The organism is Streptomyces sp. P6-2-1 (assembly GCF_050613165.1).
Taxonomy (GTDB): Bacteria; Actinomycetota; Actinomycetes; order Streptomycetales; family Streptomycetaceae; genus Streptomyces.
The window spans coordinates 5,741,435-5,762,138 of the sequence record NZ_CP192513.1 but is presented as its reverse complement, the minus strand read 5'-3'; the positions used below and the strand labels follow the sequence as shown (position 1 = coordinate 5,762,138).

Below are 20,704 nucleotides of genomic sequence, written 5' to 3'. Positions count from 1 at the left end.
ATCGCCCTCGTCGCCCCCCGTCCCCGGCCACGCGCGGTGGCCCGCCCGCGCGTGCCGGAGGGCGGAGCGGCCACGCCCGGCTACACACCCCGCGTCGGCCACGCCCTGTCGTCGACGGCGAGCCACGGCTCCCGTACCGCGAGCCCGGGAGTCGTCCCGGCGAAGAGGCGGACGTCGTGGTGCAGGTGGGACTGATCGGCGTACCCGTGCCCGGCGGCGGCCTCCGCCGGGCTCTCGCCGCGCAGCAGCCCGTGCACGGCGTGGTCGAAGCGGACGAGCATGGCGGCGCGCTTGGGCGTGACCCCGAGTTGAGTGCCGAAGCGTTCCCAGAGCCGCCGTCGGCTCCACCCGGTCCGCTCGGTCAGCTCCCCGACCCGTACCCGTCCCCCGCTCACGACGATCCGCCGCCAGGCGTACGCCACTTCGGGAGCGACCCCGCTCCCGCCGAGCGCCCGCCGGGCCAGTTCCGCCTCCACCAGCGCGAACCGCCGCGGCCAGTCCGCCGCTTCCGCGAGCCGTTCCCTGAAACGCTCGGCGCCGGTCCCCCACACCGCGTCGAGCGGGACGACACCGCGCCCCAACTCCCCCAGGGGAATGCCGAGTACGGAGCGGGCGAGCACGGGCGAGAGCCGCGCCTGCACGGCCGCGACCCCCTCGGCCCGCGCCCTGAAGACGCCGAATCCGAGCCCGGCGGCGAGGCTCCCGGCACGCAGGTCGCCGCCCTCCGACCGCACGTCGAAGGCCCGTTCACCGAACTCGACGGCCAGCGTCACCGCCGGGTGCGGCAGCGCGCGCAACTCCACGGCGGACCCCTGGGGTACCCGGAACCCGGCCATCGCGAAGCCGCGCCCGCCCCGCTCCCGCGCGATCTCCCACCGGCTCGTGTCCTCCATGTCCCGACTGTACGAACATTCCTCCAATACGGAACAGAGCGGGACGCCGATCCTTTCGGCATGACTTCCACCGATGCTCCCAAGCGCCTCGGGCGCAGGCGGAGCGGGGCCGGGGGCGGCAAGCCGCGCACCCCGGCCCCGCACGACCCGGCCCCGCGCACCCCCGCCGCGCACACCCCCGTCCTGCACTTCGCCGAGTCCCCCGCTCCCCGTTCGGCGGCCGCCCCTCTCGTCCTGATCCACGGCCTCGCCGGTTCCGTCGCCTGGTGGGACCCCGTGCTTCCCGCCCTCACCGGGCTCCGCGTCCTCCGCTTCGACCTGCTGGGCCACGGCGCCTCACCCAAACCCGGGGCGGCGGACTACGGCATGGCGGAGGAGGCCCGCCTGATCGCCGCACGGCTCGACGCGCTGGGCATCCGCAGGGCGACCGTCGTCGGGCACTCGACGGGGGGCTGCGTCGCGATCGCGCTCGCCGAGGCGCGCCCGGATCTCGTGGCGGGGCTCGGCGTGATCGACACGGGCCCGAGCATGGACGCCTTCCTCGGCAACGCTCTCCCCGCCCGCCTCCTCGCCACACCCGGCGTCGGGAATCTGCTGTGGGCCCTGCGCACGGACGGGATGATCCGCGGCACGCTGGCGAGCGCCTTCACGCGCGAGGTCGCGATCCCCGGCCGGCTCGTCGCCGACGTCAGGGCGATGACGTACCAGGGCCTCACGAAGACGGACCGCGCGTCGACCGCGTACCTGGTCGAGCGGCCGCTCCCCGCGCGTCTCACCGCGCTCGGGCTGCCCACGCTGGTCCTCTTCGGCGGCGCCGACAAACGCTGGCCGCCTTCGTGCGTCGACGCGTACCGTCCCGTGCCCGGCTGCCGCGTCGAGGTCCTGCCGGGCGTCGGCCACACGCCGATGTACGAGGACCCCGCCACGACGGGCCTGCTGCTCCACGACTTCGCCTTCGCCGCCGGGAGCGACTGAACGCGCCGGACGGACAGGCCCGTGCCCCGGGCGGTGGCAAGTCCGCCCGGGGCACGGGTTCTTGGCGCGGGCAGGGGTCCACCAACCCCGCGCCGGTCTGGTGGGGCCCGCCGTGACGAGGGCGCGCCCCGGGATCACTCGGTGGCCTGCGGCCCTCCCGTGATCGTGAACTGCGAGCCGGGCTCCACGAGTACGTCGCCGTCCCGCGAGCCGCTGATGGTCACGTCCGTGAGGCTCGCGTCGCCGCGTGCCCCGCCCATCGCGAGAATCCCCGAGCCGTTGTTCGACTTCTCGATCGTCACGTCGCTGATCCGCGCGCCGGGCACCGCGCCGCCACCGGACTTGAACTGGATGCCGTCGTAGGTGGAGTCGTGGATGTCGGTGTCCTCGATGACCACGCCGGGGATGTCCTGGCTCGCCGGGAAGATCGTGATCGCGCCGAACTCCTGGGCCTCGCCCCAGAAGGCGCCGCCCGTGCGGTGGAGGCTGTTGCCCGAGATGAGGGTCTCGCCGGAGAAGGGCAGCGGGTCGTGATCGGTCGCGAGCATGATGCCCGGGTAGTTCATCGTGTCGGAGACAAGGTTGTTCTCGATGCTGTTGCCGTAACCCCCGTAGATCGCGAGGCCGTTGGCCCGCCAGGGCAACTGGATGGTGTTGCCGGCGAAGGTGTTGTCGTGGCCGATGTCGGTGGCCGGGTCCTTGACGTACCGGCTGGCCCAGACGGCGAGCGAGTCGTCCCCCGTGGTGCGGAAGGAGGAGTTGGTGACGCTCGAATTGCTTGTGCCGTTGGTGAAGTTGATGCCGTCCGCGTACGTGTCACGGATGCGCATCCCGGTGAACTGGAGCCCGTCCGCCGGGTTCCACAGGTCGGGGATGTTGGAGTAGTCGCGCCCGACCCACACGCCGACGTTCGCGTGCTCGATCCACACGTTCGAGATCTTCGTGTTCTTGCCGAAGCGGCCGTTGAGCCCGACGCCGCCCTCGGCGTTGCCGTCGCCGCCCCTGATGCGCCCGGAGCCGAAGATGGCGATGTCCGAGATCTGGGTGTTGTCGTCGATGTCGAAGCCGAAGTTGCCCTCGTGCGGGTGGTTGATGCCGCCCGCGTCCTGCGGCTCGGTGAGCGTGTAGAGCTGCGAGTACCACATGCCCGCCCCGACGATCTTGACGTCGCGGATGCCGACCTGGTTGAACTCGCCCCGGTGCTCGGGGTCCTCGGTGAGGATCTTCTGCTCCTGGCGCCACTGCCCCGCCGGTATCCAGACGCAGTCGATGTCGCCGTTCTGGTCGGCCGTGACGGCGGCCTGGAGCGCCTCGGTGTCGTCCTTGCCGTCGTCGGGCACGGCACCGTACTCGGTGATCGAGGTGCACTCGGCGGGCTTCTCGGCGGGCGGGGCGACCTGCTCCAGGTCGACGAGGTCCACGACGTAGTACGCGGCGTCGTCCCCCTCGTCCTTCTTGAGCTGGAACGTCGTGCCCGCCGGGTAGCTCTTGTCGAGGAGCGTGTGGCTCTCGTCGAAGAGCCGCCGCGCGTCGCCGCCCGGCGTGTTCGTCAGGCCCTCGGGGTCGTCGGTGTTCCCGTAGAGCCAGGAGTGCTGCGAGGACAGGTCGAGCTTGCGCACGAACTGGCCGTCCGCGTAGAGGCTCAGCGTCGCCTCCTGGCCACCGCCGCCGGGGGCGTCGGGGATGGAGTTGCGCACGACGAGCGAGTTGGTGGGCACGGTCGACGTGAAGCCCGCGTAGTCGCCGTTCTCCTCCAGGCGCACGGAGCTGCGGCCGCTCGACTCGGTGGCGAAGTTGGTGTGCCCGAAGGTCCGCTCCGCGTCGGCGGTGAGCAGGGTGCCCTGGTAGTCACCGTCCTCCAGTTCGTACTCGGTGTACGGGACGTCGGCGCCCTGCGCGGCGGCGGCGCGGCCCTGGGCCGCCCCTGCCGGTGGAGCCGCGGCGGCGGAGCCCGCCGGCAGCAGCCCGCCGACGAGGAGTGCCGCGACCGGGGCCGCGGCGAGCAGGCATCTGGCCCGGCGCCGTCCGCCGCGCGGGGACCGGGGTGTCGTGTGGGTCATGAGTCCTCTGTTCTGTGGGGGTAGACAGAGTCGCTTACCGTTTTTTGCAGGAGAAGCGCGAAGTTTTTGAGTCAGCTCGTCGCTCTCCTGCGTTCCAGCACGAAGAGTTTTCAATCATGTGATGTGCTTGTCAACAGTTCGGACATTGACCCATTCGATGGAATCCGAGTTGCGGGAGGGGAGATGACGGTTCATCGGGGGAAGTCTCGGTGCGAACGACCCACCTCAACGAGGAGTTTGCATGCGCCTTCGCACCGCCTTCGCCGCCACCGCCCTTGCCGCCACCGCCGTCCTGGGTGGCGCGAGCCTGGCTTCCGCCGACGAGGGCCCGTCCTTCGTGGCCGGCCAGGCCAAGTACACCCACGCAGAGCTGAACGGCGGCTACCTGAACGTCGGCGGTCACGACGGCATCACCGTCGCCCACCTCAACGGTGAGTACACCGACGGCGAGCTGCAGTTCGTCGCGGGCAGCTGACCCGGCCCGGCCCACCCCGTGCGCGGCCCCGGCATCCCTCTTCGGAGGGGTGCCGGGGCCGCGGCATGTGCGCACACCCTGACCCCGGGGAGGCCCGACGCCTCCCGGAAACCCCCGACCCGGCAGGCGTGACGCCCGCCCCCTCACGGAAACCCTTTTTCGAACATCCGTTTACGCCCGTTCGACACGGAAAGGGGGATTATGGAGGGAGCGGAAGCCGGAAGAAGGAGTTGCCGGGAAGCGGAAGGCAATGAGGGGAGGCGGGGATGGCCCGGAGTCGTTCACGCTACGCACCCGATCAGGGGCTCACCGTGCGCATGGTGACCACGATGTTCCTCATCGGTCTGCTCTACGTCGTCCTCGTGGGCGTGCTGCTCGCGGTGCTGCGCGGGGCGTGGCCCATCATCGTGATCGCGGTGGGCGCGCTCTTCGTCGCGCAGTTCTGGTTCAGCGACCGCATCGCCGCCTTCGGCATGGGCGCGCACGAGGTGAGCCCGGAGCAGGCCCCCGAGCTGCACGGGGTCGTCGACCGGGTCTGCGCCCTCGCCGACCTGCGAAAGCCACGCGTCGCGATCGCGGACAGCGATGTCCCCAACGCCTTCGCGACCGGGCGCAACGAACGCTCGGCGCTCGTCTGCGTCACGACGGGGCTGCTGAGACGCCTGGAGCCGGAGGAGCTGGAGGGCGTGCTCGCGCACGAGATGTCCCACGTGGCGCACCGGGACGTCTTCGTCATGACGATCGCTTCCTTCCTCGGCGTGCTCGCCGGGCTCATCACCCGGATGGCCCTGTGGACCGGCCTTTCCCGCGGCGGGAACAGGAACGACCCCGTGGGCGTCGCCCTGCTCCTGATCCCGCTGGTCAGCGCGGCCGTCTACACGATCGGTTTCCTCCTGACGCGTCTCCTGTCGCGGTACCGCGAGCTGTCCGCCGACCGCGCGGCAGCGCTCCTGACCGGGCGACCATCCGCGCTCGCCTCGGCGCTGACGAAGGTGAGCGGGCAGATGTCCCGTATCCCGACGCAGGACCTGCGCAAGGCGGAGCCGTACAACGCCTTCTTCTTCGTCCCCGCCTTCTCGTCGAAGGAGAGCCTCGGCCGCCTGCTCTCCTCGCACCCGACGCTTCAGCAGCGCCTCGACCAGCTCTCCCGCATCTCGGCCCAGCTCTCCCGCTGAGCCGCGCCGTCACCGTCCCGACTGGAGGTCGCGTGGGTTTCCTCGACGCGCTGCTCGGCCGTTCGAAACCGGTCCGCCCCGATCTCGACCAGCTCTTCGCCGTCCCCTCGGCTGCGCTCACCCTCCAGGCGGCGACCGGTTTCCGGCCGACGGGACGCGGCTCGGTGTGCTTCGCCGCCGCCGAGGGCGCCTCCTTCGCGCGCGTGCGCGACGACGTGCGGGCACTGCTCGACGCCGATACGGGGCGGGGCGGCGTCCCCGTCGAGTTCAGCCGTGACCCGTACGGGTACACCTGGCTGCTCGCGACGCAGCCGCCCGAGGACCTGAGCGGCCTCGTCACCGATCTGCACGCGGTGAACACCCTCCTGGAGGAGGGCGGTTTCGGCCCTCAGCTGCTGTGCTCGCTCCTCGCCTTCCAGGACGAGCACGGCCGGTCCCTGGGCCTCGTCTACCTCTACAAGCGCGGCAGCTTCTACCCCTTCGCGCCGCTCCCCGGAGCGCGGGAGAAGCGGGACAACCAGTTGGAGCTTGAGGTGCGCGCCGCCCTCGGCACCGAGCTGCGCGTGGAGGAGGACCTGAGCCGGTGGTTCCCGGTGTGGGGGGCTCCGGGACTGTGAACGGGGCCCGCCCTGTGCGGGGCGGCGCGCCGCGGGGGGACCACGCGGGAACACCCGGCTGAACGGTGCGGAAACCCTCCGTACGGACCCTGTCACGTACCGCGTCGCGCGTCCTACCGTGCGCGTGTGACGACTCATGAGGACGCCCTCAGACCCTCCGCCGCCGACCTCGCGCACCCCCGCCGCCGCACGGTCGTGAAGGCCGCCGCCGTCTCCGCCGTGCTCGCGGGGACGCTCGTACCGGCCGCGCGCGCCGCCTCGCCGCTCTTCCTCCACGGCGTCGCCTCGGGGGACCCGCTCCCCGACGGCGTCCTGCTGTGGACCCGCGTGACGCCCTCCCCCGAGGCGACCCCTGGCTCGGGGCGCGGGGCAGCCGGCGAAGTCGGCTGGGAGGTGGCCGAGGACGCCGCCTTCATTCACGTCGTGGCGCGCGGCACCGTGCGGACCGGCCCCGAGCAGGACCACACCGTCAAGGCCGATGTGCGCGGACTGCGCCCCGCGACGACGTACCACTACCGCTTCACGCGCGGCGGCGAGCACTCGCCCGCGGGCCGCACCCGGACAGCCCCGGCGCCGGACGAACGGGTCGGCGGCGCCCGGTTCGGTGTCGTGAGCTGCGCGAACTGGGAGGCGGGCTACTACGCCGCGTACCGGCACCTCGCCGCGCGCACGGACCTCGACGCGGTGCTCCACCTCGGGGACTACCTCTACGAGTACGCGAGCGGCGACTACCCGGAGAAGCCGGTACGCCTCCACAGCCCCCGCAACGAAACGCTGACGCTCGCCGACTACCGGCTGCGGCACGCCACGACGAAGACCGACGCCGATGTCCAGGCGGTGCACGCGCGCCACCCCTTCATCGCGATCTGGGACGACCACGAGTTCGCCAACGACGCCTGGTCGGGCGGCGCCGAGAACCACACGCCCGGCACGGAGGGCGACTGGGCGGCGCGGGTCGCGGCGGCGAAGCAGGCGTACTTCGAGTGGATGCCGGTCAGGCCGTCGACGGCGGGGACCGTGTACCGGCGGATCGGCTGGGGCGCGCTCGCCGAGCTGCACATGCTCGACCTGCGCTCCTTCCGTTCCGAGCAGGCGAAGACGGGATCGGGCGCGGTCGACGACCCGGAGCGCTCGATCACGGGTCGCGCGCAACTCGACTGGCTCAAGTCGGGGTTGAGTGCCTCGGCGGCGCAGTGGCAGCTGATCGGCACCTCGGTGATGATCTCCCCGCTCGCCTTCGGCGCCCTTCCCGCCGAACTCCTGGGCCCCTTGCGTGAGTTGCTGGGAATACCGGCGGGCGGTCTCGCGATCAACCCGGACCAGTGGGACGGCTACACCGACGACCGCCGCGAACTCCTCGCGCACCTGCGTGCGGAGAACATCCGCGACGCGGTCTTCCTGACCGGCGACATCCACAGCGCGTGGGCCAACGACGTGCCGGTCAACGCCGCCACGTATCCGCTGTCGGCGAGCGCGGCGACGGAGTTCGTCGTGACCTCGGTGACCTCCGACAACATCGACGACATCCTCGGCATCCCGCCCCAGTCGCTGTCGCCCCTCGCCGTGGCGGCCCTGCGTGCCGCGAACCGTCATGTCCACTGGGCCGATCTCGACTCGCACGGCTACGGTGTCCTCGACGTCACCGCGGCCCGCGCGCAGATGGACTACTACATCCTGTCGGACCGCAAGGACCCTGCGGCGACGAGCAGTTGGGCGCGCTCGTACGCGACGCGCACGGGGGCGCGGAAGCTGGAGCGGGTCGGCGCCCCGGTCGCGTGACACACCGGCCGGGCCCCCTGAGCGGCACGGGGGACCGGCCGGCTGTCCCGTGGGGGTCAGGCGGCTCCGGCCTGGCGGTACAGGTCCAGGGCCTCATTGCCGAGCACGGGGTGGTACTCGCTGCTCCCCGCGCTCACGCTGATGTCGCCCACGAGGTAGCCGCCCCCTGAACCGGCGTCGAAGTCGGCGAGGAAGGCGCCGCCGCTCGAACCCCCGGTCTGCACGCAGTCGATGCCCCACATCGTCGAGCCCTCGCGCCCCGCGTCCGGGTACTCGACACCGGAGCAGTGGTTGAGCCGTTCGCCGTTGCCCTCGGCCGCCGAGCCGCCGTAGCCGAAGGAGTGGACCTCGCGCCCCGTCGCCGCGTTGAAGGCGATGCCCTGCGCGCCGACCGTGTCGCCGAGGCTGCGTCCGTCCAGCGGGGCGAGGCGGGCGAAGGCGAGGTCGTAGTTGGCGTTGCCCGCCGTGGCGACGTACTGGTCGAGGTGGAAGAGGGACGAAGCGGTGAAGGTGCCGTGGGGGCGGTCGCCGTTCGCGTAGCCGGGGATGAAGACCCAGTTGCGGTAGACCTCGCCCGTGCCCGCGTCCACGACGCAGTGGCCCGCCGTCAGGACGAGCGATTTGTTGTCCGCGTTGGCGACGGTCGCCGAGCAGGCGAAGGTGCCGCCGCCGGCGTTCTGGAAGAAGACCTTCCCCGCGGTCGTGGAGATGAGACCGCCGCCGGTCCACGGAGTGGGGTCCGAAGCGGCGAGCGCGGGGGCCGCGGCGGCTGCGCCCGGTGCGGGCAGGGGTGCCACCCGGACCTCCTCGCCGGTCCCGGGGGCCGCCTGCCGCCCACCGGCGGCGGAGGCGGCGGGCGGGGTGGACGCCGCGGGCGGGGCGTCGAGGTCCCGCGCGGACCGCAAGCGGGCGTCCGTCCAGAACCGCAGCGCCGTCGCGCGCTCGGCCGCGCCGATCGTCGTGCGCTGAACGCCCTCGGCGGGGGCGGCGCTCACGGGGGCCGCGGACCAGATGACCGCTCCCAGGACCAGGGCGGCGATGCCGCCTGCTCTCGCTCTCATTCGGCTGTTCCCTTCTCGCCTGCGTGACTGCGGGGGCCGCCGCCCGCCTGAAAGGGCGAGCGGCGGAGTCACCGGCCTGACAACGTTGTCCAACGGAAGTCGTCAGGAGCGGCGCAGTTCAGCGTGGGCGTTCGGGGCGCGGCTGTACAGGTTCTCAACAAGCCAAATGGGCAACGAAGCGGGAAGCGCCGCAGGGCCTGCCCCTTCGGCGCTTCCCGCGTCACCCGGGCCCGCCCTGGGCGGCCCCGGGCGGGTCGTCGTCCGGGCGCGGCGCTCAGCCCACCGGCACAGGGGTGGGGAACGCCGTGTGCAGGGCCCTCGCGAAGGTGTCCGTGACCTGGGTGAGGGCTTCGTCGGTGGGGGCGGAGACGGTGAGGGTGCCGTCCGGGTTCACCGTGAGGTCCTTGTCGACGACGAACCAGCCGGGGACGACGTGGGCCGCGCCCATCGAGGTGAGGACGGGACGCAAGGCATAGTCCAGGGCCAGGACGTGCGCGGTGGAACCACCTGTGGCCAGAGGGAGAACGGTCTTCCCCGCAAGCGCGTACTGCGGCAGCACATCGAGGAGAGTCTTCAACAGACCCGAATACGCCGCCTTGTACACAGGCGTGCCGATCACGACACCATCCGCGTCCGCGAAAGCACGCGTCGCACGAACGATCTCCGGATGGCCGAACTCAGCACCCAGGAGCGGCCCCGCGGGCAGGGAACGAACGTCCAGGACCGCCACCTCATGCCCCCGCTCCCGCAACCGCTCATCGAGATGACGCAGGAGACGAGCAGTACGCGAAGTCGCGGAGGGACTGCCGGAAACGGACAGGATACGAGCCATGACGGTGCCTTCCGTGGGAGGAAAAGCGGGTCACCACGCGCTGGACTGCACGGCGACACGCGGAACGAGCTGTTCACGCAAGGTCTCCAGGAAACCGGCGACTTCGGCGGCCACGGAGCGATGCTGAAGATCGTTGAGAACATCGTGGTGAGCACCACGCACGAGCACATACCGAGCGCGCCCAAGAGACTTCGCCAGACCGGCGAGCGCGGCATGATCGGCGAGAGGGTCCAGCTCACCACTCAGCACAAGCGTCGGAACGGCGGGACGAGCGGCGTAGGCGGCGGCCAGGAGCGCGGGCGGGACGGGCTCGGCGAGCGCACCACGCCGCACCCCCACGTCCCCGGTCAACCGGCCCCGGTGCGTAGGACAGGCCGTACGGATACCGAGTTCCTCGTCCCAGGAGGCAGCCTCCGGAACAACCGGCCCGGGGGCAGGAAGCCCCGCGAGAACCAGCGCGTCGGCCCCGGGGACGTCCCCCCTCGCATACAACGCCGCCAGAGCCACCGCGCCCGCGTCCACACCGAGCAACACGACCGGAGCGGTGCTCTCCGCGGGGAGCGCGTCCGTCAGGTCCCGGGCCGTCAACGTCCCCCCGGGCGGCGCGAGCACCCGCACCCGATAAGCGTCGAAAGCCAGCCGGGCACCCAGACGCGTATACGTCTCCGGGGTCTCACCCCGACCCGGCACGACAAGCACCGTGCCACGTGTCAGCAAACCGTCAGGGGCATGGAAGTCGAGCAGGTCACTCATGTGCGTACTCCTGAAGGGGCGTGGGCCGGACGGGTGTGCGCGGACGGGTGTGCGCGGCGGGGGCGGTGTGCGCGGCGGCCGGGTAGGCACGCCGGGAGGTTCGGCGCCGGGCACGGCGGGCCCGCGCGGGCGTCGGGGCAGGCGGGCCCGGGGCGCGAAAGGCGGGAGGGGAAAGCGGCTCGGGAGGGGAGCGACCGGAGCACCGGGGCGGCGGGAAGGGGCGGCCGCCGGGCCGGGAGGGCGGTGGATCAGCGACAGAGGGCGCTGGAAGTGCGCCGCAGGTCCACGTAGCGGCACACCACACCGGGGTGAGTCGTGTGCATGTCCCACATCCTGCGGCGGGGGCCGCGGGGCTGTCAATGGACACCTGGGGGTGTCTCATGGGCCGGGACCGCGGGGTGAGCGGCGGGCGGGCGCGCCGTACGGGCGGGTGCCCGAGCCCCCGTCAGGGCCGAACGGGCTCGGGCGCCTCCCCGCACGCGGTCCCGCACGCCACACGCGGGGCGGCCGCACGCCACACGCGGGGCGGCCGGGCGGCAGGCCACGGGCGGCCGGGCCCGCCACGCGTTCCCGAGGACGCCGGGCGTTGTGCCGTCAGCCCGCCTGGACCGTACCGGCCCCCGTACGCGCCTTCTTCGACGCCTCGGTGCGCTCGCCGCGCCGTCCGGCGAGCCGGCAGGCGAAGCACCCGGGGTGGCCCGCGCGTGCGGCGGTGTCCCGCACTCCCCACTGGTCACGGGGGCGCGGTCCCGCGGCTTTGCCCCAGCCCGCGAGGTGCAGTATCCAGGTGACCACGGCGGACACCACCAGGAGGACGAGGCCGACGTACCGGCCGGGCGTCCACCCGACGACCGCCACAGCGAGGCACGCGGAACCGGCGACCGCGATGGCCGCACCCGTCCACCCCGCGACCGTATGACCCTCGTCGTACTGGCTCATCTCACGCTTCCCCCCGTCGTCGTGGCCTCCCATGATCGGTCAACTCGTCTACGGGGAAAGGGAGAACGGCGCGCAAGAGAGCCACGTCACAGCGCGGGCGCCGCCTCTCCGCCCCGCACCTCGTCCGCCACCCTGCCCAGCAGCCTCAGGACCTCGCCGACCGCGCGCCGTGCCGTCCGCTCGGGGCGGTGGAGGACGTCGACGTTCCGCAGGGCGTGCACTCCGTCGAGCGGTCTGAGCACCACGCCGGGGTGGGCGGCGACCGTCCAGCGCGGGAGCAGCGCGAGTCCGCCGCCCGCCGCGACGAGCGCCGCCGAGACGGTGAACTCATTGACCCGGTGGACGAGTCGGAGGGGACGCCCGGCGACCGTCGCGAGCGCGTCGACCGTCGCGAGGAGCGGGAAGCCGTCGTGGACGGCGATCCACGGCTCGCCCGCGACCTGGGCGGGCGTGAGGGTGTCGTGCGCGGCGAGCGGGTGCCCCGTGGGGAGTGCCACGTCGAGGGGTTCGCGCAGGAGGGTCGTCGCCGTGACCGTGGGCGGCCAGGGCGGGGCGTGGTCGAGGCGGTGGGCGAGGACGAGGTCGTGGGCGCGGGTCAGCGGGGGGAAGCGGTCCTGGGCCACGTCCTCGTCGGTGAGGGCGAGCCGGGGTGCCTCCGGTCCCGTGCAGGCGCGCAGGAGCGGCGGGAAGAAGGCGGCGGCGGCGCTAGAGAAGGCGGCCACGGAGACCTCGCCCGCGACCTGTCCCGCGTAGTCGGCCAGGGTGTGCCGGGCACGGGCGAGCGCGCTCTCGACCTCGGCCGCCGCGCCCGCGAGCACGCGTCCCGCCTCGGTCAGCACGACGCTGCGGCCCGCGCGTTCGGTGAGCGGAAGCGGCACCGAGCGCTGGAGCAGGCGCAGTTGCTGCGAGATCGCCGAGGGGGTGACGCGCAGGGCCTCGGCGACGGCGCTCACGCTGCCGAGTTCGCCGAGTTCACGCAGAATCCGTAGCTGTCGCTCGTCCACGCGGACATTTTAGCGCTACTACACCTTCGATGAAGAAACTGGTCCCTGGTCTTCAACGTACGAGGTGGGGCAGCGTGGGACCCATGCTCGCCGTGCGCCGTACCGATGCGGTACTCGTCCTCGTCGCCCTCGTCTGGGGCTCCAGCTATCTCGTCGCGAAGTCGGCGACGGCCGTCCTGCCCGTCCTCGCCGTGCTCTTCGCCAGGTACGCGCTCGGGGCCCTCGCGTGCGGGGCCGTGACCCTTGTGCGGCGGCGCGCCTGGACGCGTACGGAGGTACGGGCGGGCGGGCTGCTCGGTGTGACGCAGGCGGCGGTGCTCGTCCTGGAGACGTACGGGGTCGCGCACACCAGCGCGGCGCACGCGGGGCTGCTCATCAGCCTCACGATCGTGCTCACGCCCCCGCTCGACCGCACCAGGCCGCCGCTGCCCGCGCGTTTCTACGCGGCCGCGCTCCTGTGCGTCCTGGCGGTCGGGCTCATCGGGGCCGGTGGCGAGGGGCTCGGACTGCCGCGTGGCGGCGACCTGTTGATGCTCGCCGCGGCGGTCGTACGGGCCGGGCACGTCGCGCTCGTCGGCAGGGTCACCGCGCGGCACCGCGTGGACGCGCTGCACCTCACCACGGTGCAGATGGTGACCGGGACCGTGCTGCTCCTGCCCCTCACCGTGCCGCACCTGGGGGCGCTCGCCGCGAGCGATCCGGCGACGGGCGCGCGGCTGCTGTACCTGGCCCTGCTGTGCAGTGTGTTCGCTTTCCTCGCGCAGACGTGGGCGGTGCAGCGGACCTCGGCGAGCCGCGCGAGCCTCCTCCTCGGCACGGAGCCCGTGTGGGCGGTCGTGACGGGCCTCGCCCTCGGCGGCGAGCACCTGACGGCGTGGGCGGCGGCGGGCGCCGCGCTCCTGCTCGCGGGGACGTACTGGGGGCAGGCGGTGGAACGCGCGCACCGCGACAAGGGCGCCGTGCGGCCCCCGTACGACGCGGGGAAACCCCTGGCGGGGAACGTGTCCGCCCCTTAGCCCGGCGCCCGTGCCCCACCTCGCGCCGACGGGACCGACTTCCGCTCGGGCCTGTGGCGCCTCGACATCGACGCGGGCGCCCAGGGGCGTGGCTACGGGCGCTTCGCGGTGACGGCGGTAGGTGAGGAGCCGCGCCGCCGGGGCAAGGACCTCCTGACGACGACCTGGCACCCGGGCCCGGACGGCCCCGAAGCCTTCTACCTGCGGCTGGGCTTCACGCCGACGGGCGAGACCAGCGAGGACGAGACGGTGGGGGCGCTGCGGCTGGGGTGGGGGACGGTGGTCACGGGGCGCACGCCCGCGGCCCCCGCTCCGCGTCGCGTCACCGCGCGATCGTCTTGTACTCCAGGTACTGGCCCAGTCCCACCGTCCCGAACTCGCGCCCGATACCGCTCGCCTTGAAACCGCCGAAGGGGGCTTCGTAGCCGGGGGCCGCGCTGTTGACGAGGACCATGCCGGTGCGGACACGGCGGGCGAGGGCGAGGCCCGCGTCGGGGTCCGTGGTCCAGACGCCGCCGCTGAGGCCGAAGGGGGAGTCGTTCGCGATACGGACGGCGTCGTCCTCGTCCTCGTACGGGATGAGCACGAGCACCGGGCCGAAGATCTCCTCGCGCGCGACACGCCAGGAGTTGTCCACGTCCGCGAGGACCGTGGGCCGCACGTAGTTGCCGCCCTCCAGGTGCGCCGGGACGTCGAGGCCGCCGACGAGGAGGCGGGCGCCGTCGTCGAGGCCCGAGCGGATGTAGCCGCGCACGCGTGCGCGCTGCGCCGCCGAGACGAGGGGCCCGACGAAGTGCGCGGGGTCGGCGGGGTCGCCGTACGTGACCTTCTCGGCCGCCGCGCGGACGGTCTCGACGACCTCCTCGTACCGCGAGCGCGGCACGAGCAGCCGCGTGTGCCCGGCGCAGGACTGGCCGTTGTTGCTGAAGGCGAGGAAAGGGACACCGGCGGCGAGCGCGTCCAGGTCGGCGTCCTCGCGGACGATCGACGCCGATTTGCCGCCGAGTTCGAGGCTCACGCGCTTGAGCTGTTCACCCGCGAGCGAGGCGATGCGGCGGCCCGCGCGCGTCGAGCCCGTGAAGGCGATCTTGTCCACGTCGGGGTGGCGGACCAGGTGTTCGCTGGTCTCGCGGTCCGCGGGCAGGATGCTCACGACGCCCTCGGGGAAACCGGCCTCGGTGAACAGCTCGCCGAGCAGCAGCCCGTCGAGCGGTGTCTCGGTGGCGACCTTCAGGACCACCGTGCAGCCCGCGAGCAGCGCGGGGATCACCTTGACGAGCGCCGACTGGTGCGGCGCGTTCCACGGGATGACCGCGGCGACGACCCCGACCGGCTCGCGCCGCACGAGGCTGCCGTCCCTCAGTTCCTCCTCGTGGTCGAGGACGGCCGAGGCCCGCAGGAAGGCCCCGGTCTGCTCGGCGAGCGAGGTCTGGAGCGAGCCCGTGAACCACGCGGGCGTGCCGTTCTCGGCCGTGACGAGCCGCGCGATCTCCTCCGCACGGGCCGCGTGCAGGATGTTGAAACGCTCCACGAGCGCGCGGCGCCGCTCGGGCGCGAGCCCCGGCCACTCCCCCGCGTCGAAGGCGCGCCGCGCCGCGGCCACCGCGGCGTCCACATCGGCGGGCGCGGCGAGCGGCGCGCTGCCGACGGGCGACCGGTCGTGCGGCGAGCGGACCTCGACGCGGTCGGAGGTGGCGGGGGCGGTCCAGCGGCCGCCGATGTAGAGCGAGTCGTAGGTGAGCACGGGTCCTCCCGGACGGATCGGAAAGGCAAGTAAGTAACTGCCTACTTTCTCGACCGTAGAGCGCCGGAGGGACCGGCGCAAGTGGCTGCGGGAAGGATGCAGGTGGGCGCCTACTTAAGTCCTCGGTACGCTGGTGTCATGGCGCGCAACGCGGAGGAGACCCGTCGCAAGATCCTCACCGCGGCCACCGATGAGTTCGCCCGCCACGGCATCGCCGGAGCGCGGGTCGACCGCATCACCACGGTGGCCGGGGTGAACAACGCCCTGCTCTACCGGTACTTCGGCAGCAAGGTGGACCTCTTCGACACCGTGTACAGCCGTGTCGTCACGGAGCTGACCGAGGCCGTCCCGCTCGACGCGGACGACCTTCCCGGCTACGCGGGGCGCCTGTTCGACTACCACGAGGCGCACCCGGCGGCGGTCCGTCTCGCGGCCTGGCGCGGCCTCGAACGCCCCGATTCGCCCGTCCCCGAGGTCGTGGTGCGGGCGCAGGACGACAAGGCCGAGCGGATCGCCGCAGCCCAGCGCGCGGGCACCGTGCCGAGCACGCTCCCGCCGGAGTCCCTGCGCGACCTCCTGGTCCTGCTGACCCTGAGCGGCTCCCCCCTGGGAACGGCGGGCGGCGGCCCGGCGGGCGCGGAAGGCGCGACGGAGACCGCCGGCGCGGGCGCCGCGCCGGCGGGCGGGGACGAGGAGCGGGCGCGGCGGCGCGCGACGGTGGTGGCGGCGGCGCGGGCGCTGGTGGGGGGCTGAGGACGGGGCGCGGCGACGGGGAGGCCGCGCGGGTACGGGGTACGGGGCCGCCTCTTCGCGTACCGGCCCGGCTTCGCGCCGGGTCCTGCCCCGCACCGGCCCGTCGCCGCTCGTTCGCCGCCGGGTTGTCCGACCCGGGCGCTAGGCTCACGCACGCCTCTCGTGCCCCGCGCGAGGGCCGCATCCGCCATGCCGTGGAAAGGATCTCCTCATGCCCGCCATCGGACACCTCGCCTCCGTCACGCTCGACGCGCCGGACCCGCGAGCACTCGCCTCCTTCTACTCCGCTCTCACCGGCTGGCAGACGCTCCACGCGAGCGACGACTTCGTCTTCATCGGCACGCCGGACGGTGCGCAGCGCCTCGGCTTCCAGCGGGCGGCCGGGTTCCGCAGCCCGTCCTGGCCGGGGGACGACAAGCAGATGCACCTCGACTTCGGCGTGGCCGACATCGCCGTGGCGGTGCGGGATCTGACCGCTGTCGGGGCCACGAAGCCGGAGTACCAGCCCGGTGGTGACAAGTGGGTCGTCCTGCTCGACCCCGCGGGTCACCCGTTCTGCGTCACGACCGCGGTCTGAGCCCGTGCCCGGGACGACACTCTCGCTCCGCGCCCTCAACCGGGCTCTTCTCGCCCGCCAGTTGCTCCTCGCGCGCGAGCGCATCCCGGTGCCCGACGCGCTGCGGCGGCTGTTCGCGCTCCAGGCCCAGGTGGCGAAGGCGCCCTACATCGGGCTGTGGTCGCGGCTCGAAGGCTTCACCAAGAACCAGTTGGCCGGCGCTCTGGAGGAACGTGACGCCGTCCGCGCCACGTTCCTCCGCGCGACGCTCCAAGTCCTCGCCGCCGACGACTACTTGGCGCTGCGCGCGAGCCTGGAGCCCGCGCTGGTCAAGGCGATGCGCGGCTTCATGGGCACGCGCGCGGAAGGGCTCGACATGGCCGCGCTCGCCGCCGAGGCACGCGCCCTGCTCGCCGAACGGCCGCGCACCCTCGGCGAGATGGGTGAGGCGCTGCTTCCGGCGCACCCGGACAGGGACGCGGCCGCGCTCTCGTACATCACGCTGCGCTGCCACCTGCCCGTCGTGCAGAGGTTCCCCGGCGGCGCGTGGAGTGCGGGCGGTCAGGCCACGTACGTGACGCCGGAGGAATGGCTCGGCGGCCCGCCCGCCGCCGCTCCCGATCCCGGGGAACTGGTCCGCCGCCACCTCGCCGCCTTCGGCCCCGCCACGGTCAAGGACGTGCAGTCCTGGTCCGGGCTGACCGGCCTCACGGCGGTGTTCAGGCGCCTGCGACCCGAGTTGCGCGTCCTGCGCTCGCCCGAGGGCACCGAACTGTACGACCTGCCGGGTGCGCCGCTTCCCGAGGAGGACGGCCCCGTGCCCGTCCGGTTCCTCCCCGAGTACGACAACGTCCTTCTCGCGCATCAGGACCGCACCCGCGTGCTCGACCCGCAGTACCGCTCGGAGGTCTACCGGCCCGGGGGGCGCGTCCGCCCCGTCGTACTGGTCGACGGCTTCGTGGGCGGTGTGTGGGGCGTCAAGAAGGAGAAGGCCGGGCGGACCAGGCTCACGGTCGACCTCTTCGCCGGTCCCGGCAGCGCGCGGGAGCGGGACGCGGTGGCCGATGAGGCGGCGCGGCTCCTCGCCTTCATGACGGACGAGGAAGGTCACCCCGTGGACGTACGGGTACGGGACTGACCTCGCGTACGGGGACCGGGACCGACCTCGTATACGGGGTACGGGGCCGAGGTCGCGTACGGGTACGGGACTGATGTCCCTCGCGCGGGGGAAGGGACCGCCCCATGACGGACGAAAAGCCCCGCGGCACCGCGCTCACCCCCGCCGCGTACGGCGCCTCGCGCGCGGCGCTGTGGACGGGGGTGAGCGCGCTCTTCACGGACGTACGCGGCCGCGTACTCCTCGAACGTGTCGACTACCGCCCGCACTGCCTCCTCCCCGGCGGCGCGGTGGACGCGGGCGAGGCCCCCTCGGCCGCGATCGCCCGCGAGGTGCGTGAGGAACTGGGCCTCGCCCGCGTCTTCCCGCGCGTCCTCGCCCTGGAGTGGGTCCCGCCCACGCTCCCCGGGACGCACCCGGCCATGCGCTTCCCCGGCGAGCACCTCTACGTGTACGAGGGCGGCGTCCTCTCCCCCGCCGAGATCGCCGCGCTCGTCCTGCCGCCGCAGGAGGTGACGGGCCTGGAGTGGGCGCGGCCCGATGACCTGGACGCCCTCATGGTCACGAGTGACGCCCGCCGCGTGCGCGCGGCGCTCGGGGCGCGGGAGTCGGGTGTCCCCGTCGTCCTGGAGGACGGGTGTCCGCCCGGCCGTGCGGACATGCGGGGAGGTCACACGGATACGTGACGTGCCCCCTTACCATCGGGAGCCCGAACCCCGAGGATCGGAACCCGTATGCCCCCCGTCACCACGCCCCGTACCGCTCTCCTCGTCGGCGCCTCGCGCGGCCTGGGACACGCCCTCGCCGCCGCCTTCGTCGACCGGGGCTGGGACGTGATCGGCACCGCCCGCGATCCCGCGGCCCCGGGTCCCCTCACCGACCTCGCCGAGCACTCCGCGGGGCACCTGACCGTCGAGAGGCTCGACGTGGACGACCCCGGGCAGGTCTCGGCGCTGCGCGAGCGCCTCGCCGACCGCCGGCTCGACCTGCTCTTCGTCAACTCCGGTACCACGAGCGACGAGGACACTCCGGTCGGCGTGGCCCCGACGGAGGACTTCGTCCGGGTCATGGTGACGAACGCCCTGGGCCCGATGCGGGTCATCGAGGCCCTGGAGGACCTCGTGGCCGACGACGGCCTCATCGGCGCGATGTCCTCGGGCCAGGGCAGCATCACCAACAACACGACGGCCGGGCGCGAGGTGTACCGCGGCAGCAAGGCCGCGCTCAACATGTTCATGCGCGGCTTCGCCGTCCGGCAGTCCGGGACCCGGCGCTCCATCCTGCTGCTCGCGCCCGGCTGGATTCGTACGGCGCTCGGCGGCTCCGAGGCCCCGTACACCGTCGAGGAGAGCGTCCCGCTGCTCATGGACGTACTGGAGTCCCGGCTCGGCAGGCCGGGACTCGCCTACCTGGACCGCGAGGGGCGGGTCGTGCCCTGGTGAGGGGGTGGGGCGGTCGCGGGTCGTGGGCGGTGAGCGGGCCGGGCGGGGCGGCGTTCAGTCCCTGTTGATCCGCCCCCGTGCGACGAGTTCGAGGGTCACCGAGACCGCGAGCGACTGCACCGCCATGAGCGCGAGCAGAACGAAGAGCTGGACCGCGCCTGCGGCGAGCGGGCTCGCGCCCCCGAGGAGGACGCCGACGAACGCGCCGGGGAGCGTCACGAGGCCCACGGTGCGGGTCTGGTCGAGGCCGGGGAGCAGCGCGTCCGAGGCGGCGGGGCGGGCGATCTCGACGCGCGCGTCGCGGTCGGCGAAACCGAGTGCGAGCGCGGCCTCCACCTCGCCCTTGCGCGTGCGCAGTTCGTCGAGCGCGCGCCGTCCCGCGAGAACCGTCGCGGTGAGCGCGCCGCCGAGCAGGATGCCGGTGAGCGGCACGAGCGAAATGCCCTTGAGCGGCACCAGACCGGTGAGCAGCAGCGCGAGCACGGCCGGTACGACGCCGACGGCGAGCGGGGCGGCGGTGAGCCACCACGTCCCGTTGGGCGTCAGGCGCCGCCCCGCCGTCCGTACCGCCACGGCGAACATCACGAGCAGGAAGGCGAAGAGCCCGAGGACGTTCGCGACGGCCCACGTGATGACGAGGGACACGACACCGAGCTGCACGGCGGCCCGCACCCCCGCGACCAGCACCTGTCGCGAGCGGTCCGTCCGCTCGTCGGGGCTGAGGTGGAAGACCCGGACGACGACGGCGGCGAGCACCAGCAGGACGCACATCAGCACGCCGAGCGTGACGTTGACGGGCAGCAGGGACCGCGAGGCACTCAGGAGCACGGGCCTCACAGTAGTCAGGCCCCGCTAAGGGGCGGGCGGGTGTCCGGCACCGTTCGGGCCTTCGCGCGGGGCGGGCCCGCCCGGTGGGGGCCCGCCCTGTGTCGCTGTCGGCGTCCTCACCCCACCGGGAGCGGGCTCGGGAACGCCGTGTGCAGGGCCCTCGCGAAGGTGTCCGTGACCTGGGTGAGGGCTTCGTCGGTGGGGGCGGAGACGGTGAGGGTGCCGTCCGGGTTCACCGTGAGGTCCTTGTCGACGACGAACCAGCCGGGGACGACGTGGGCCGCGCCCATCGAGGTGAGGACGGGACGCAAGGCATAGTCCAGGGCCAGGACGTGCGCGGTGGAACCACCCGTGGCCAGAGGGAGAACGGTCTTCCCCGCCAGCGCGTACTGCGGCAGCACATCGAGGAGAGTCTTCAACAGACCCGAATACGCCGCCTTGTACACAGGCGTGCCGATCACGACACCATCCGCGTCCGCGAAAGCACGCGTCGCACGAACGATCTCCGGATGGCCGAACTCAGCACCCAGGAGCGGCCCCGCGGGCAGGGAACGAACGTCCAGGACCGCCACCTCATGCCCCCGCTCCCGCAACCGCTCATCGAGATGACGCAGGAGACGAGCAGTACGCGAAGTCGCGGAGGGACTGCCGGAAACGGACAGGATACGAGCCATGACGGTGCCTT

Annotated in this window: 21 protein-coding genes and 1 pseudogene; 12 read left to right on the top strand and 10 right to left on the bottom strand. The window is 73.1% G+C overall.

What is annotated here, in order from left to right; genetic code table 11:
- Window positions 1-80 precede the first annotated feature (80 nt).
- Window positions 81-893, bottom strand: coding sequence for a helix-turn-helix domain-containing protein (locus ACQYWQ_RS24505; RefSeq protein WP_431037503.1), 813 nt, complete (start codon window positions 891-893; stop codon window positions 81-83).
- A gap of 60 nt (window positions 894-953) precedes the next feature.
- Between ACQYWQ_RS24505 and ACQYWQ_RS24500 the strand changes: the two genes are divergently transcribed.
- Window positions 954-1,868 (top strand): alpha/beta fold hydrolase, encoded by a 915-nt coding sequence (locus ACQYWQ_RS24500; protein ID WP_431037501.1) that lies wholly within the window; start codon window positions 954-956, stop codon window positions 1,866-1,868.
- Window positions 1,869-2,002: 134 nt separating this feature from the next.
- On the opposite strand, the gene ACQYWQ_RS24495 is transcribed toward ACQYWQ_RS24500, so the two are convergent.
- Window positions 2,003-3,928, bottom strand: coding sequence for a glycosyl hydrolase family 28-related protein (locus ACQYWQ_RS24495; RefSeq protein ID WP_431037500.1), 1,926 nt, complete (start codon window positions 3,926-3,928; stop codon window positions 2,003-2,005).
- A gap of 241 nt (window positions 3,929-4,169) precedes the next feature.
- Between ACQYWQ_RS24495 and ACQYWQ_RS24490 the strand changes: the two genes are divergently transcribed.
- The 4 genes from ACQYWQ_RS24490 to ACQYWQ_RS24475 all read left to right on the top strand — a co-directional run bounded on the left by ACQYWQ_RS24490 (window position 4,170) and on the right by ACQYWQ_RS24475 (window position 7,974).
- Window positions 4,170-4,403, top strand: coding sequence for a hypothetical protein (locus tag ACQYWQ_RS24490; protein ID WP_431037499.1), 234 nt, complete (start codon window positions 4,170-4,172; stop codon window positions 4,401-4,403).
- A gap of 266 nt (window positions 4,404-4,669) precedes the next feature.
- On the top strand, window positions 4,670-5,578 hold the full coding sequence (htpX, locus tag ACQYWQ_RS24485; RefSeq protein ID WP_431037498.1) for a zinc metalloprotease HtpX: 909 nt from the start codon (window positions 4,670-4,672) through the stop codon (window positions 5,576-5,578).
- A 32-nt stretch (window positions 5,579-5,610) separates the two neighbouring features.
- Window positions 5,611-6,195: a PspA-associated protein PspAB gene (gene pspAB, locus ACQYWQ_RS24480; RefSeq protein ID WP_431037496.1), complete on the top strand. Its 585-nt coding sequence runs from the start codon at window positions 5,611-5,613 to the stop codon at window positions 6,193-6,195.
- A gap of 126 nt (window positions 6,196-6,321) precedes the next feature.
- Window positions 6,322-7,974, top strand: a complete 1,653-nt coding sequence (locus ACQYWQ_RS24475) for an alkaline phosphatase D family protein (RefSeq protein WP_431037495.1) — start codon at window positions 6,322-6,324, stop codon at window positions 7,972-7,974.
- 56 nt (window positions 7,975-8,030) lie between these two features.
- Here ACQYWQ_RS24475 and ACQYWQ_RS24470 read toward each other — a convergent pair whose 3' ends face one another.
- The 5 genes from ACQYWQ_RS24470 to ACQYWQ_RS24450 all read right to left on the bottom strand — a co-directional run bounded on the left by ACQYWQ_RS24470 (window position 8,031) and on the right by ACQYWQ_RS24450 (window position 12,563).
- The gene (locus ACQYWQ_RS24470) at window positions 8,031-9,035 is read right to left on the bottom strand and encodes a trypsin-like serine peptidase (protein ID WP_431037494.1); all 1,005 of its coding nucleotides are present in this window, start codon (window positions 9,033-9,035) and stop codon (window positions 8,031-8,033) included.
- 274 nt (window positions 9,036-9,309) lie between these two features.
- Window positions 9,310-9,867: an NADPH-dependent FMN reductase gene (gene ssuE / locus ACQYWQ_RS24465; protein ID WP_431037492.1), complete on the bottom strand. Its 558-nt coding sequence runs from the start codon at window positions 9,865-9,867 to the stop codon at window positions 9,310-9,312.
- A gap of 30 nt (window positions 9,868-9,897) precedes the next feature.
- Entirely contained in the window at window positions 9,898-10,620 is a 723-nt protein-coding gene (locus ACQYWQ_RS24460) for an alpha/beta hydrolase (RefSeq protein ID WP_431037491.1), read from the bottom strand.
- Between the two features lie 594 nt (window positions 10,621-11,214).
- On the bottom strand, window positions 11,215-11,559 hold the full coding sequence (locus ACQYWQ_RS24455; RefSeq protein ID WP_431037490.1) for an HGxxPAAW family protein: 345 nt from the start codon (window positions 11,557-11,559) through the stop codon (window positions 11,215-11,217).
- A gap of 86 nt (window positions 11,560-11,645) precedes the next feature.
- Complete coding sequence (locus ACQYWQ_RS24450) at window positions 11,646-12,563, bottom strand: LysR family transcriptional regulator (RefSeq protein ID WP_431037488.1); 918 nt, start codon at window positions 12,561-12,563, stop codon at window positions 11,646-11,648.
- Window positions 12,564-12,646: 83 nt separating this feature from the next.
- On the opposite strand from ACQYWQ_RS24450, the gene ACQYWQ_RS24445 reads away from it, so the two are divergent.
- Window positions 12,647-13,579, top strand: coding sequence for a DMT family transporter (locus ACQYWQ_RS24445; protein WP_431039328.1), 933 nt, complete (start codon window positions 12,647-12,649; stop codon window positions 13,577-13,579).
- Window positions 13,580-13,606: 27 nt separating this feature from the next.
- Window positions 13,607-13,981: pseudogene (locus ACQYWQ_RS24440) on the top strand (GNAT family N-acetyltransferase); the annotation flags it as partial.
- On the opposite strand, the gene ACQYWQ_RS24435 reads toward ACQYWQ_RS24440, so the two are convergent.
- The gene (locus ACQYWQ_RS24435) at window positions 13,902-15,323 is read right to left on the bottom strand and encodes an aldehyde dehydrogenase (RefSeq protein ID WP_431037486.1); all 1,422 of its coding nucleotides are present in this window, start codon (window positions 15,321-15,323) and stop codon (window positions 13,902-13,904) included. The pseudogene ACQYWQ_RS24440 and the gene ACQYWQ_RS24435 overlap by 80 nt on opposite strands.
- A gap of 138 nt (window positions 15,324-15,461) precedes the next feature.
- Between ACQYWQ_RS24435 and ACQYWQ_RS24430 the strand changes: the two genes are divergently transcribed.
- The 5 genes from ACQYWQ_RS24430 to ACQYWQ_RS24410 all read left to right on the top strand — a co-directional run bounded on the left by ACQYWQ_RS24430 (window position 15,462) and on the right by ACQYWQ_RS24410 (window position 19,191).
- Complete coding sequence (locus tag ACQYWQ_RS24430; protein ID WP_431037484.1) at window positions 15,462-16,076, top strand: TetR/AcrR family transcriptional regulator; 615 nt, start codon at window positions 15,462-15,464, stop codon at window positions 16,074-16,076.
- Window positions 16,077-16,287: 211 nt separating this feature from the next.
- The gene (locus ACQYWQ_RS24425; protein ID WP_431037483.1) at window positions 16,288-16,653 is read left to right on the top strand and encodes a VOC family protein; all 366 of its coding nucleotides are present in this window, start codon (window positions 16,288-16,290) and stop codon (window positions 16,651-16,653) included.
- Window positions 16,654-16,657: 4 nt separating this feature from the next.
- A complete protein-coding gene (locus tag ACQYWQ_RS24420; RefSeq protein WP_431037481.1) occupies window positions 16,658-17,770 on the top strand; it encodes a winged helix DNA-binding domain-containing protein in 1,113 nt (370 codons plus the stop codon).
- Window positions 17,771-17,874: 104 nt separating this feature from the next.
- Window positions 17,875-18,435: an NUDIX domain-containing protein gene (locus ACQYWQ_RS24415; RefSeq protein WP_431037479.1), complete on the top strand. Its 561-nt coding sequence runs from the start codon at window positions 17,875-17,877 to the stop codon at window positions 18,433-18,435.
- A gap of 48 nt (window positions 18,436-18,483) precedes the next feature.
- On the top strand, window positions 18,484-19,191 hold the full coding sequence (locus ACQYWQ_RS24410) for an SDR family oxidoreductase (RefSeq protein ID WP_431037477.1): 708 nt from the start codon (window positions 18,484-18,486) through the stop codon (window positions 19,189-19,191).
- 54 nt (window positions 19,192-19,245) lie between these two features.
- Here ACQYWQ_RS24410 and ACQYWQ_RS24405 read toward each other — a convergent pair whose 3' ends face one another.
- Window positions 19,246-20,019 (bottom strand): ABC transporter permease, encoded by a 774-nt coding sequence (locus tag ACQYWQ_RS24405; protein WP_431037476.1) that lies wholly within the window; start codon window positions 20,017-20,019, stop codon window positions 19,246-19,248.
- Window positions 20,020-20,135: 116 nt separating this feature from the next.
- Window positions 20,136-20,693, bottom strand: a complete 558-nt coding sequence (gene ssuE, locus ACQYWQ_RS24400; protein ID WP_431037474.1) for an NADPH-dependent FMN reductase — start codon at window positions 20,691-20,693, stop codon at window positions 20,136-20,138.
- Window positions 20,694-20,704 lie beyond the last annotated feature (11 nt).